Annotated in this window: 11 protein-coding genes; 2 read left to right on the forward strand and 9 right to left on the reverse strand. The window is 68.0% G+C overall.

Features of this window, described 5'->3' with window-relative positions:
- Window position 1: 1 nt before the first annotated feature.
- The 6 genes from WDZ97_RS13225 to WDZ97_RS13250 all read right to left on the reverse strand — a co-directional run bounded on the left by WDZ97_RS13225 (window position 2) and on the right by WDZ97_RS13250 (window position 6,138).
- Window positions 2–1,660, reverse strand: coding sequence for a putative porin (locus WDZ97_RS13225; RefSeq protein WP_341423308.1), 1,659 nt, complete (start codon window positions 1,658–1,660; stop codon window positions 2–4).
- Between the two features lie 34 nt (window positions 1,661–1,694).
- A complete protein-coding gene (locus tag WDZ97_RS13230) occupies window positions 1,695–2,399 on the reverse strand; it encodes a TonB family protein (RefSeq protein WP_425763039.1) in 705 nt (234 codons plus the stop codon).
- Window positions 2,399–2,803 (reverse strand): ExbD/TolR family protein, encoded by a 405-nt coding sequence (locus tag WDZ97_RS13235; protein WP_296807435.1) that lies wholly within the window; start codon window positions 2,801–2,803, stop codon window positions 2,399–2,401. Before WDZ97_RS13235 ends, WDZ97_RS13230 begins: the two co-directional genes overlap by 1 nt.
- Window positions 2,804–2,815: 12 nt before the next feature.
- A complete protein-coding gene (locus tag WDZ97_RS13240) occupies window positions 2,816–3,226 on the reverse strand; it encodes an ExbD/TolR family protein (RefSeq protein ID WP_019917086.1) in 411 nt (136 codons plus the stop codon).
- Window positions 3,227–3,240: 14 nt separating this feature from the next.
- Complete coding sequence (locus WDZ97_RS13245; protein WP_425763040.1) at window positions 3,241–4,917, reverse strand: DUF2341 domain-containing protein; 1,677 nt, start codon at window positions 4,915–4,917, stop codon at window positions 3,241–3,243.
- A gap of 432 nt (window positions 4,918–5,349) precedes the next feature.
- A complete protein-coding gene (locus tag WDZ97_RS13250; protein ID WP_425763041.1) occupies window positions 5,350–6,138 on the reverse strand; it encodes a pseudouridine synthase in 789 nt (262 codons plus the stop codon).
- Window positions 6,139–6,380: 242 nt separating this feature from the next.
- Between WDZ97_RS13250 and WDZ97_RS13255 the strand changes: the two genes are divergently transcribed.
- Window positions 6,381–7,712 carry a sensor histidine kinase gene (locus WDZ97_RS13255; protein WP_425763042.1) on the forward strand — a complete coding sequence of 444 codons (1,332 nt, stop codon included), beginning with the start codon at window positions 6,381–6,383 and terminating at the stop codon, window positions 7,710–7,712.
- A gap of 69 nt (window positions 7,713–7,781) precedes the next feature.
- Window positions 7,782–8,054: a hypothetical protein gene (locus WDZ97_RS13260; RefSeq protein WP_304005624.1), complete on the forward strand. Its 273-nt coding sequence runs from the start codon at window positions 7,782–7,784 to the stop codon at window positions 8,052–8,054.
- Between the two features lie 24 nt (window positions 8,055–8,078).
- Here WDZ97_RS13260 and WDZ97_RS13265 read toward each other — a convergent pair whose 3' ends face one another.
- The 3 genes from WDZ97_RS13265 to WDZ97_RS13275 form a co-directional block, all read right to left on the reverse strand.
- Complete coding sequence (locus WDZ97_RS13265) at window positions 8,079–8,636, reverse strand: DUF1415 domain-containing protein (protein ID WP_425763043.1); 558 nt, start codon at window positions 8,634–8,636, stop codon at window positions 8,079–8,081.
- Window positions 8,636–9,547: an alpha/beta fold hydrolase gene (locus WDZ97_RS13270; RefSeq protein WP_425763044.1), complete on the reverse strand. Its 912-nt coding sequence runs from the start codon at window positions 9,545–9,547 to the stop codon at window positions 8,636–8,638. The genes WDZ97_RS13265 and WDZ97_RS13270 overlap by 1 nt, the downstream gene beginning before the upstream one ends.
- A gap of 71 nt (window positions 9,548–9,618) precedes the next feature.
- Entirely contained in the window at window positions 9,619–11,970 is a 2,352-nt protein-coding gene (locus WDZ97_RS13275; RefSeq protein ID WP_425763045.1) for a ComEC/Rec2 family competence protein, read from the reverse strand.

The following is an 11,970-nucleotide window of genomic DNA, read 5'->3' on the forward strand; positions in this document are numbered from 1 at the left end:
GTCAGAACCTCACGTTCATGTCGACCATGACGGTGTCGACCTCGTAGCGCTGTCCGGCAATGACGGCGGGGTCGTAGGTCATGCCCTGGATATTGCGCGCCGAGTACCAGCGCAAACCGACCGCGGTATCGCGGTAGAGGCCGTAACTGCCGCCGAGCACGAAACCCTTCAGGTTGGTGCCGCCGAGGCCGAAGTCGGAGTCGGTGAAGCCGTCGATCAGCGCATCGGAGCCGATGTACTTGTAGGAGGCGAACACCTGCCAGTCGTCCGCCAGCCGCACCGACGGCATGCCCACCATCAGGCGCACGTGATACGCGGTGTCCTTGCCGTCGGTCAGGTTGAGACCGGTGCGGCGCAGGATGTCGCCACGGTCGAAGCCGGTGTTCTTCACGTACTCGGCGGACAGCAGCACATGCACCGGATCGAAGTGCGCCAGATCGGCGGTCGCGGTCAGCACCCAGGGTTCGAACTTCGACGCCAGACCGTAGATCGGCGTCGTCTCGCCGAAGGCGGCACCGGCGCCCGGGTTGGTCAGCACCAGCGTGTTGCCCTTCTGACGCAGCGCCGAGGAGTGTTCGTAGCGACCGTAGCCGGGCAGCGGACCGATCGCATCGAAATTGGTGTCGGTGCGTGCCTCGATGCGGCTGTAGTGATACTTCGCCAGACCCACGCGCAAGCGGGTCGAGCTGCTGAGGTCGTACTCGGCACCGATCTGACCGCCGGCCAGCCATTGCTTCTCGGCGTTCGGCGGGTTGTCGGCGCGCAGCGGGAACCAGCCGGCGGTGGCGAACGGACGCAGCGACTGCGTCGGCGTCACGTTGCGCAGGTTCACCGCGACGCCGTCGAAGTTCAGATCCTCGTCCCACACCAGATCGGTCGAGAACCAGGGGTTGGGGATGCGACCACCGCTGACCGACGCCCACTCCACCGGATCGAACTTGATGTAGGCGCGATCGACCAGGAAGCTGTACTTGTTGAAGCCGCTGCCCAGGGTCTGGTTGGTCGATACGCGGTCGGTCACGTTGCCGGTGGTAAAGCGCAAGCCGGCGCTCACCGTGTCATTGATCTTGGCCAGCACGCCGAGACGGGCCCGCAGACGCAGGCGGTTCACGTCGTCGGTCGCATTGCCAGTCGGCAGACCGTTGTCGTCCAGATCGACGCCAGCCGGAAAACGCGTCGCGAACGGGTAGTCGGTGTTCAGCGCGGCCGGATTGCCCGCCGCACCGGGCGCGAAGCCGGCGATCGGCGTGTTGCTCTTCGGGAAGCTGTCATCCTGGTAACGCACCCGCAGATCGCCCTCGATCTTGATCCGCTCCGTCCACTCCGGAATCGCGTTCGGCGCCGCCCAGCCTTCGGTGCGTGCCTGCGCCAGCACTTCCTGCTTCAGTTGTTCACGTATTTCCGCCTTCACCGATTCCGGCACGTACTGCACGCGCACGGTGCTGTCCTTCTTCGCTTTCGCCGCAGTCTTCGCGGCCTTGGCTTCGGCCGCCTTGATCAGTTCGTCGGCTTTTTCTCGGGTGAGCACGCCGGTATCGACCAGCGCGTCGATCAGGTTCATCGTGGTCTGGCGCAGGGTGTCGATCGATGCGCCTTCATTCGCCTGCGCGGGCAGTGCGAACAGCGCGGCAAGCGCGAGCGTGGGCAGGGCTTTCTTCATCACTTCGGTTCCGGAGTGTCGTATGTAGGTGTGCTCAACCGGTCATCCGGTTGGTGATGCGCAGACGTATCGGCTGCGGCATGTCAGAGGGCGGCGCGTCGCGGAAGGCGCGCATCTGCGCCAGCGCGGCAGAGAGCGCGGCGTCGGCCTTGTCGTCGCCAGTGCTGTCCACCAGCTCGGCGCGCCGCACGCTGCCATCGCGGCCCAGCCAGATGGCGACGGTGACGCGGTAATCGAGCAGCTTCACATCGCGGTTGCGCGCCAGCTCTTCCTGGATGTGGCGCTGCAGTGCGTTGGTGAAGAAGGCGTACTGCATGCGGTTGGGCTTGGCCGGACCACCGCCTATCGTGGTGCCGACGTCGCCGCCCTTGTATTCGCTGGTGACGCTGCCAGCGGCAAACGGACTCGGGCCGTCACCCGCAGCGCCTTCCATCTTCAGCTGTTCGGCCTGCTGAGGCGGCGCCTCGACCGGCTTGGGCTGCTCGACCTTCACCTCCTTCATGTCCTTCGGCGGCTCGGGCCGCTTCTCTTCCGTCGGCGGCGGAGGCGGCGGCGGCGGGGTATCCGGAATGATGGATATCTTCGTCACCTGTCGCGTCGGTGCCGAGGGCTTCGAGAACAGGTCCTTCAGCCACATTCCGGCCGCCACCAGCAACGCGATGCCGACCAGCAGCGAGACCACACGCAGCGCACGCGCGCCGCGCGACAGATCGACGGAATCTTCGGCCAGCGCACTCATCAGGTACCGATCCGCGACGTGATGAGGCCGACGTTCTCGATGCCCATGCGGTTCACCAGGTCGACCACCTGGATGACGCCGTTGTAAGGCGCGCGCGCCTCGCCACGGATCATTACGCTGAACTTCGGATCGCGCGCGCGCGCCGCATTGAGCTGGCCTTCGAGCTGATCGAGCGTGACGCCGACGCCATTGACCATCAGTGCGCCGCTTTCCATCACCTGCACGATCTTCACTTCGTGCTGTTCGGTGCTCGGCTTGTTCGACGGCTTCGGCAGCGTCATCGTCAGGCCCTGCACACCGGCCGTGGTCATCAGGATGAACACGACCAGCAGCACGTAGGCCAGATCCAGCATCGGCGTCACGTTGATCGAGTCGTAGGGCTTCGCCTCGGTATTAATCTGCATGAGCGCGCATCCTCAACCGGCGACCTTCTTGGTCACCAGCCCGACTTCGGTGATGTCCAGCCGCTTGCAGATTTCCAGCACGGCCGACACCTTCTCGTAGTGCGCCGCGGCGTCGCCCTTGAGCACCACCGGCAGCGCCGGGTTGGCGCTCTTGTACTGGCCGAGCCGCGCTTCGAGCGTGGCCATGTCGACCGGGTAGGCATCGAGGAACACGTCGCCGGCGGCGGTGATGGTGATGGCCTTGGTCTGCGGCTTGGCGAGCGACGACACCGTCTGCGTCTGCGGTGCCTCGACCTTGATGCCCTGCACCGAGGCGGTGGTCATGATGATGAACACCACCAGCAGCACGTAGGCCAGGTCCAGCATCGGCGTGACGTTGATTTCGTCGTAGGGCTGGTTGTCGTCCTTGACATCGGCGGACATGGGCGGGCCTGTGCCTATCGGCCGTGAACTTCGGCGACGCGGGTGATGAACTCGTCGACGAAGATCTGCATGTCGGCGCTGATGTTCTTGATGCGCGACGCGAGGTAGTTGTAGCCGAACAGCGCCGGGATGGCGACGGCGAGACCGGCCACCGTAGCCAGCAGCGCGGCGGCGATGCCCGGCGCGATGGCGTTCACGTTCACGTCACCTGCAGCGGCGATCGCGGCGAAGGTGATCATGACGCCGACCACGGTGCCGAGCAGGCCGAGGAAGGGGCCGCCGGAAATGGCGATGGTCAGCAGCACCATCTGCGAATTGAGCTTGTGCGACTCGCGCACCAGATCGGCGTCGATCGATGCCTTGATCGCGTCCATCGATGCACCGGTCAGCCCGGCCGCCTCGCCCTGCGCGTCGAAGCGCTTGCGGATCTCGCGCAGGCCGGCGCCGTACAGGCGGAACAGCGACGAGCTCTTGTGCGTGGCGCCCTGGTCCAGCTTCAGGAAGTCGGTGCTGGCGCCACGGAAGCGCTGCAGGAAGGCGCGGTTGTCGCCGTCGATGCGGCCGACCAGCAGGGCCTTGGCGATCATCACCCAGCAGCTGACGACGAACATGACGGCGAGGATGACGATGACCACCCAGGCGTCGACCGTGAGGTTGTCGATCAGGATGCCGAAATAGTTGTGGCCGCCCTCTTCGCCTTCGGCCACGTCCTCGCGCACCGTCACGAAGGTCGCGTCGGCGCCCTGCCCGGCCGCGGCCAGCTTGATCCAGTCGGCACTGCGCGTCGTGTTCGCCAGTTGCAGCTCGTCCAGTTCGCCGCTGTAGGCGTCACCGATCACCACCTCGGCCTGTTCGGCCGGCAGCGTGGCATCGGCCGAAGCAACCGGCTGACCATCGACATAGAGCGTCGCCTTGCCGCCACCGACCGTCGCCGCAACGTGCTGCCAGGCGCCCGGCTTCAGTGCGCCGCCCGCCACACGGGTGGCACCGACGTTCAGCACATAGGCGCTGTCCTCGACCTTCACCGTCAGCGTGCCCTGCGCATACAGCGTGGCCTGCTGCGCCGCCGCCGGCTTGATCCAGGCCGACATCGTCCACGCGCCGCCGGCGGAGGTCGCTAGCTGCGGTGCGGCCGGGACGCGCAGCGCGGTGCCGTTGAAGATCGCCGCGTCGCCCAGCAGCGCCGCTTTCTGCAGCGTGACAGTGCCGGTCGCGGTCAGTGCGCTGGCTGACGCGTCAGCCAGCGGTGCCGCTTCGGCGAACTGCCACACGCCGACGGTCGAGCCGTCCCAGGTGGTCTTGCTGTCCGGCGTACTGCCGACCGCGGCGTTGCCGAAATAGGCATACAGCGTCGTGCTCTGGCCCGGCGCAATCAGCGGCACCTGCACCCATACGACCGCCAATTCGTTCAGGCTGTCGTAGCGCTCGACGTGGTGCTTCAGCACCGTCTTGTCATCGCCGGCGACGAAACGCAAGTCAGAGCCGTCTTCCTTCGCCGCAGTGAAGTCGAAATTGCCGCTGTGCAGCCGCACGGCGACCGGTACCGACGACTGCGGCGCAGTGATCGCCACGCCGGTGGCGGAGGTGTCGAGCGTGATGGTGCGGCGGGCGGTCCACGCCTCGTCCCACCAGGCGTTGGCAAAAGAAGGGGCAAGCGCCAGCAGGGCGCCGAGGGCAAGGATGTTTTTCATGGCAGGCAGGGAAAATTTCAGGCCGGATTTTCGCGGCCCAAGGTGTCCTTGCCATGACATGAAATATGGGGATGGATAGTCCGAACGGACTATCGCGGCTTGCGCATCGATGCTGGACGCCGCACGGAACCGGTCTGGCGCGCCCACGGATCACCGGCTCGGGCGACCGGTCAGGCGTCCCCTCGTAGGAGCGGTCTTCTGACCGCGACGCAGCGGTTGCAGTCCACCGGCTCCGATACAGGCTCATGTCGGGGTCAGAAGACCCTCCCACAGAATCACGGCTTCGGTGGCGGATCGTGCGCGCACCTACTGTAGGAGCGGTCTTCTGACCGCGACGCAGCGGTTGCGGGTCCGCCGGCTTCGATCCAGGCTTCTGTCGGGGTCAGAAGCCCCCTCCCACAGAGCGCACCAGCGTGTGCGGGTGGGTGCCGCCTACTGACTGCCACGCAGCGGATGCACGGCGTCAGGCAGCAGCACCGCCGCATTCCACCCGAACGCCTCTGCCAGACGCTCGAAAGCCGTGCCCGGCCCGCAGCGCAGTTCGATGCCGGCGCCGCTGAGCGGGTGGCGGATATGCATATGTATACAGGCGAGCAGCAGCCGCGACTCGCCGCACAGGCCGGCGACGTAGCGGTTGTGCGCGCCCTTGCCGTAGGTCGCGTCGCCGATGACCGGATGGGCGATGTGCTTCAGGTGACGGCGGATCTGGTGCGTGCGGCCGGTCAGCGGCATCGCCTCGACCAGCGCGTAGCGGCTGCTCGGGTAGCGGTCGATCGCCACCGGCATTTCGGCCACGGCCAGGCGGCGGTAGCGGGTGACGGCCGGCTGTGCCGCCACCGGTTCGGCGCCCTCGCGTGCGCCGCGCGGGTCGATCGCGTCGTCGATGCGGCGCAGCGGGTGGTCGATCTCGCCCGACTCCGGCGGGTGGCCACGCACCACGGCGAGGTAGCGCTTGGCCGGCAGGTGCTGCGCGAACTGCTGTGCCAGCGCGTGTGCCGCCGCGGCGTCGAGCGCGAATACCAGCACGCCCGAGGTGCCGCGGTCCAGCCGGTGCACCGGCCACACGCGCCGGCCGATCTGGTCGCGCAGCCGCTGCACCGCGAACTCGGTTTCGTGGCGATCGAGCGCCGTCCGATGCACCAGCAGGCCGGACGGCTTGTCGATGGCAATCATGACCTCGTCGCGGTACAGGATGTCGAGCATGTAGACGTCCGCTTCCATGAGAGCCGTGGATCATGCCCCAGCAGGTCGAGGAATGGCACGGGTAATCGATGTAAACCAAAGTGATATGCCGAAGATATGTCCGGCATGAACCTTGTCCATGATCAACATGAACACGGGCATGCCGCGGCACCATGCGGCCGTCCGGTCCTCGCTGGCCTGCCCAGACTGGCTGCGCTGTCGCAGCGTGCGCGGCGTATGCCACTGACCGGCCACACCACCCATCCGAGGTCGCCCAGAACATGCACTTCACGCCCGCCCCTGCCCTGCCCGACGAGGCCGAACGACTCGCCGTGCTGGCCGAGTACGCCATCCTCGACACCGACGCCGATCCGCTCTACGACGACTTCGTGCTGCTGGCCACCCGGCTCTGCGGGACACCGATGGCCTATATCAGCCTGATCGACCGCGACCGGCAGTGGTTCAAGGCGCGTACCGGCGGCGGGCCCGACGAGACGCCGCGCAGCAGTGCGCTGTGTGGCCACGCGATCGCGCAGCGCGAAGTGTTCGTGGTCGAGGACACGCACGCCGACGTGCGCTTCGCCGGCAATCCGCTGGTCACCGGTGCGCCGCACATCCGCTTCTACGCCGGCGCGCCACTGGTGACGCCCGAAGGTCATGCGGTCGGCGCGCTGTGCGTGGCCGACCACGTCGCCCGCCAGCTCAGCGCCGGGCAGATCGAATCGCTGGCCGCACTGGCGCGTCACGTCGTATCGCAACTCGAACTGCGTCGCGCCACGCTGCGACAGGAACGCACCCTGTGCGCACTCGAAACGTCGGAACGGCGCCTGCGCGACATGAACGAACACCTCGAAGAGCGCGTCGCCGCGCGCACGCTGGAACTGCGCCAGCTCAACGACGATCTGGCCGCCTTCGGCTATTCGTGCGCACACGACCTGCGCACGCCGCTGCGCGCCATCGACGGCTTCTCGCGCATCCTGCTGGAAGAGGCGGCGGCCAGCCTGAACGACGAACAACGCCTGTATCTGGACCGCATCGTCGCCAACACGGTGCGCATGGGTGAGCTGATCGACGCCATCCTCGATTTCTCGCGCATCGGCAGCAAGTCGCCGCAGGTACAGCGCATCAACCCGGCCGCGCTGGTGCGCGAGGTGGTCGCCTCGCACCCCGGCTACCGCGACGACAAGTGCGTCAAGGTCGACATCGGCACGCTGCCCGACACGCTGGCCGACCCGGTACTGTTCCGTCAGGTGTGGCAGAACCTGATCGACAACGCGCTGAAGTTCTCGCGCGCGCAACCGCGCAGCGAAGTGACGGTGGAAGGCTGGATAGAGTCGGGCCGCGCCTGCTACGCGGTCAGCGACAATGGCCCCGGCTTCGACCCGTCGCAGGCGCACCGGCTGTTCCGCGTATTCGAACGCCTGCACCCGGCGGCCGAACATCCGGGCGTGGGCGCAGGCCTGGCCATCGTGTCGCGCATCGTGTCGCGCCACGGCGGGCGCATCCGCGCCGAATCACCGCCAGGCGGCGGCGCCCGCTTCATCGTCGAAATGCCGCTGGCGCGCGCCAGCGCGCTCACCCGCGTGGCCGAGCCGGAAACGGCCGCCGCCTGAACCTGCCTCACCTGACGCGAACCGGCGGACGGTGCTAGATTGACAGCACCATCCAGCGGGAGGTGAGTCATGACTGATGCGCGCACGTGTGAATACGTCGTCGACCTGACGAATCATTCCAACCGCCTGCGGCTCGAATCCGCCGTGCCGGGGCGTCCGATGAAGGTGGTGGTGCGTGACCCGGCGCAGCCGGACGGGCCGGCGATCCACGGCACCGGCCTGCTCAGCGCCGACGGCCGCAGCTTCGCAATCGACATCCCGACGCCGTCGGGGCTGCACCATCAGGCCTGTGACTGGGCGAAGCTGAGCGCCGAACTGAACACCTATTCCGAGTTCGATTGACGCAAGCGGACGCGACCGCGCCGCTCAGCGCTCGCGTCGCCCGTCCGGCAGACCGAGCGCGCGCCAGCCGTCGATGCCCAGCTTCTGCAGCGTCTCGATATTGCGCTCGTAGATGCTTTCCGCCTCCGGGAAGGCATCGACCGCGCGCGTGACACTGGCCTCGCGCAACAGATGTATGGTCGGAAAGGGCGCGCGGTTGGTGTAGTTGCCGATGTCGTCCGGCTCGGTTTCGGCGAACTGCCACTGCGGGTGGAAGGCGGCGACCTGGATCACACCTTCGTGGCCCAGCTCGCTGACCGCTTCGTCCACGAGATCAAGGAAGTCGTTGAAATCGAGGAAATCCTCCAGCAGCGAGGCATGCATGATCAGCGTGGTATCGACCTGCTGCGGGTCGGCTTCGGCAAGAAAGCTGATTTCGCGGTCGATGTCTTCGAGCAGACCGTCGAGGTGCTTCGCCTCGCTCACCACGTAACGCACCTGCTCCTTCACATACACCGCCTTGGCGAACGGGCACAGATTGAGCCCGATGACCGCCTTCTCGATCCAGTTACGGGTGGTGGCGATGATTTCGTCCTTGTTCATCAAGCAGAATCTTCCAGCAGGAATTGTTCGACCGGCGCGGTCTGCGCGATGTCCATGAACATCGGCGCGTGACCGACACCGGGTATCTCGAGCGTGCGCGCCTTAGGGCCGCGCTCGCCCATCTGCATCAGCGTGTCGTGCGTCAGCAGGTCGGATTCTGCACCGCGCACGCACAGCGTCGGGCAGCGTATCGCGTCGTAGAGGTTCCACAGTTCGATGTCGCCGAGGAACTGCATGGCGGCGAGCGGTTTGCCGATGTCCGGGTCGTAGCCCATTTCGAAACCGCCCTCCGCCGTCGGCCGCGTCACGTGCACGGTCAGGTGGCGCCACTGTGCGTCGGTCAGCGGGCCGAAGGGCGCGCTGACCACGCGGATATAGCGCTCGGCCTCGTCCAGCGACGCGAACTTCGGCGCCTTGCCCACGTATTCCGCGATGCGTCGCAGACTGACCGCGGTCACCACCGGACCGACGTCGTTCAGCACCATGCGCGTGACCGGCGTCTGCGGCAGCGCGGCCAGCGCCATGCCGATCAGCCCGCCCATCGAAGTACCGAACCAGTGCACCTGCTCGACGCCGAGGCGGGCGATCAGCGTCACCATGTCGCCGACGTACTGCGGCACGCCATAACCGGCCGCATCCGGCAACCAGTCACTGCGACCGCGCCCGACCACGTCGGGGCAGACCACCCGGTAATGCGCCGACAGGCGCTGCGCGAGGAAATCGAAATCGCGGCCGACCCGGGTCAGCCCGTGCACGCACACCAGCACTCGCGGATTGTCCGGCTCGCCCCACTCGGCATAGGCCATCCGGTGCAGCCCCTTCGGGTTGGCACACTGCACGTGCAGCAGCCGCGGCTGTTCGCTCACCCGCGCCCGCCCGAACCACGCCGCCACCTTGTCGATCACGCCCATGTCGCCCCCTAACCCCTAACCCCTAACCCCCAGCCCCTAGCCCCTAGCCCCTAGCCCCTAGCCCCTAGCCCCTAGAACCGATTGTGCCAGTAGCGCGCGTCCTGCTCGCGGCTGCGTTCGATCGCGATGCCCGCCGCCGTGAAGCGATAGCGCATGGCGCCGTCGCGGTCGCTGCGCCGCTGGGTCGCGCCGGCGGCCTCGTAACGCGCAGCGACGGCCGGATGCGGATGATTGAAGCGGTTGCGATAGCCGACTGCATGCACCACCTCGCGCGCCGCCACCGCATCGACAAAGGCCTGCGTGGAAGACGTGCGACTGCCGTGGTGCGGGCTGACCAGCAGGTATGCAGCCAGCGGCGCACCTGCCGCCACCAGCGCGCTTTCTCCGTCGGCCAGCAGGTCGCCGGTGATCAGCGTGACGCCGTGCGCCGACTGCACCCGCAGCACGCAGGACAGCGCGTTGCTCGAACGCGCACCGCGCGCCACGGCCCCCGGCGGCGGGTGCAGCAGTTCGAACCGCACGCCGTCGGCGGACCACCGCTGTCCGGCGGCGCAGTCCTCCGTGTCCGGCCGCAACAGCCGCAGCCCGTCGTGCGCCGGTACCGACGACAGCACCCGTTCGACCGGCATGCCATCGAGCAGCGAAGCCGCGCCGCCCGAGTGGTCGCTGTCGGCGTGGCTGACCAGCAGCTGGTCGAGCCGGCGCACGCCGACAGCGCGCAGGTAAGGCAGCAGCAAGCGCTCGCCGGCATCGGCTTCGGCGCCATAGCGCGGGCCCGTGTCGAACACCAGATCATGCGTGGCCGTCTGCACATGCACCGCCAGCCCCTGCCCGACGTCGAGCACGGTGACCGTCATGTCGCCGGGCGACGGTCGCGGCGGCGTGAAGAGCAGCATGGGCAGCATCAGCGGCAGCGCGAGCGCGCGCCCGCTCCACCCGGCGGGCGCCAGCGCGCAGCCGGCGCCGACCACGCCTGCAGCAACCGCCCACGACGGCGGTGCGGCGCCGTGCCACAGCGCCCAGTCCGGCGTCGTGAGCAGCGCCGCCACGCTCATCAGCATCGAGGTCAAGGCGTGCGCGCTCAGCAGCAGCAGGTCGATCGGCAGCAGCACTGCCAGCAGGGCCAGTGGCGTGATCAGTCCGCTGACCAGCGGTATCGCGAACAGATTGACCAGCGGTGCCAGCAGCGACATGCGGCCGAACAGCGCAAGCGTCAGCGGCGCCAGCCCGACGGTGATCGCCGCCTGCGCCCGCAGCCAGCGACGCAGCGGGTGAGCGGCGCCGACGCCGCTTGCTGCGGCATAGAAGAGCAAGGCGACGGCACCGAAGGACAGCCAGAAGCCGGCGTCGATCACCGCCAGCGGATGCAGCGGCAGCACGACGGCCACCGCCAGCGCCAGCGCGCGCGAGGGCGACGAGAAGCGCCCGGCCAGCAGCGCAAGGCTGGCGGTGGCGAGCATGATGAGCGTGCGCTGCGCCGGAATGCCGAAGCCGGCCAGCGCGCAGTAGGCGGTGGCGGCCAGCAGCCCGGCCAGCACGCCCGCCCGCTGGGCCGGACAGCGCAGCGCCAGCGCCGGCACGCGGCGCCAGACCGCCGCACACAGCCAGCCGGCCAGCGCCGCCACCATGGTCACGTGCAGGCCGGAAATCGACACCAGATGGGTCAAGCCGGCGCGTTCGAACAGATCCCACTGCGCCGGCGGAATCGCGCGCTGGTCGCCGATCGCCAGCGCGATCAGCACGCCCGCCCAAGGATGGGTGACGGATACACCGTCGACCACACCGAGTGCGCGTTCGAAGCGCTCGCGTACCGCCTGCCGCGCGCGCTGCACGGCGTAGCCAACGCCCGCTGCCTCGGCGTCGAGCATGCGCGGCACGGCGTCGCCGGAAATACGCACGTGACCGGTGGCGCCGATGCCGCGTGCGAACAGCCAGCCCTCGTAGTCGAAGCCGTGCGGATTCATGTTGCCGTGCGGCCGCTTCAGTCGCACGCGCAACTGCCAGCGACTGCCGGCCGGCAACGCGGGGCGCGCCGGCGACGCCTGCTCGCCGCGCGTGTCGTACCAGTTCAGCACGATGCGCGCCGGCACACCGGGCGGCGCCTGCACGACGTCGAAATCGAAGCGCAGACCGCGCTCGATACGCACGGGCAAGCCGGCGACAACGCCGACGATGTCGATGTCACGTCCTTCGAGTCCGCCCTCCAGACGCCCGTCGAGCTGCGTCAGCCCCCATCCGGCAGCCCAGCAGAACGACGCCAGCAGCACACCGAGGCAGGACAGCCTACGCAGGCGGCGCCCAGCGAGCATGCACACCAGCGCCAGCACCGCCAGCGCGCCGAGCTGCGGCCAGTCGGGCAGCCGTGCGAGCCGCGACGCCAGGAAGGCGCCGGCCACCAGTGACGATGCGAGGCGGATGGACAT

Source organism: Methyloversatilis sp. MC4-4 (genome assembly GCF_049843555.1).
Lineage (GTDB): Bacteria > Pseudomonadota > Gammaproteobacteria > Burkholderiales > Rhodocyclaceae > Methyloversatilis > Methyloversatilis discipulorum_B.

What these genes read in the sequence shown, in the direction of transcription:
- WDZ97_RS13225 (WP_341423308.1), bottom strand. Translation starts at nt 1,660, where the DNA reads ATGAAGAAAGCCCTGCCCACGCTCGCGCTTGCCGCGCTGTTCGCACTG.
- WDZ97_RS13230 (WP_425763039.1), bottom strand. Translation starts at nt 2,399, where the DNA reads ATGAGTGCGCTGGCCGAAGATTCCGTCGATCTGTCGCGCGGCGCGCGT.
- WDZ97_RS13235 (WP_296807435.1), bottom strand. Translation starts at nt 2,803, where the DNA reads ATGCAGATTAATACCGAGGCGAAGCCCTACGACTCGATCAACGTGACG.
- WDZ97_RS13240 (WP_019917086.1), bottom strand. Translation starts at nt 3,226, where the DNA reads ATGTCCGCCGATGTCAAGGACGACAACCAGCCCTACGACGAAATCAAC.
- WDZ97_RS13245 (WP_425763040.1), bottom strand. Translation starts at nt 4,917, where the DNA reads ATGAAAAACATCCTTGCCCTCGGCGCCCTGCTGGCGCTTGCCCCTTCT.
- WDZ97_RS13250 (WP_425763041.1), bottom strand. Translation starts at nt 6,138, where the DNA reads ATGGAAGCGGACGTCTACATGCTCGACATCCTGTACCGCGACGAGGTC.
- WDZ97_RS13255 (WP_425763042.1), top strand. Translation starts at nt 6,381, where the DNA reads ATGCACTTCACGCCCGCCCCTGCCCTGCCCGACGAGGCCGAACGACTC.
- WDZ97_RS13260 (WP_304005624.1), top strand. Translation starts at nt 7,782, where the DNA reads ATGACTGATGCGCGCACGTGTGAATACGTCGTCGACCTGACGAATCAT.
- WDZ97_RS13265 (WP_425763043.1), bottom strand. Translation starts at nt 8,636, where the DNA reads ATGAACAAGGACGAAATCATCGCCACCACCCGTAACTGGATCGAGAAG.
- WDZ97_RS13270 (WP_425763044.1), bottom strand. Translation starts at nt 9,547, where the DNA reads ATGGGCGTGATCGACAAGGTGGCGGCGTGGTTCGGGCGGGCGCGGGTG.
- WDZ97_RS13275 (WP_425763045.1), bottom strand. Translation starts at nt 11,970, where the DNA reads ATGTCCATCCGCCTCGCATCGTCACTGGTGGCCGGCGCCTTCCTGGCG.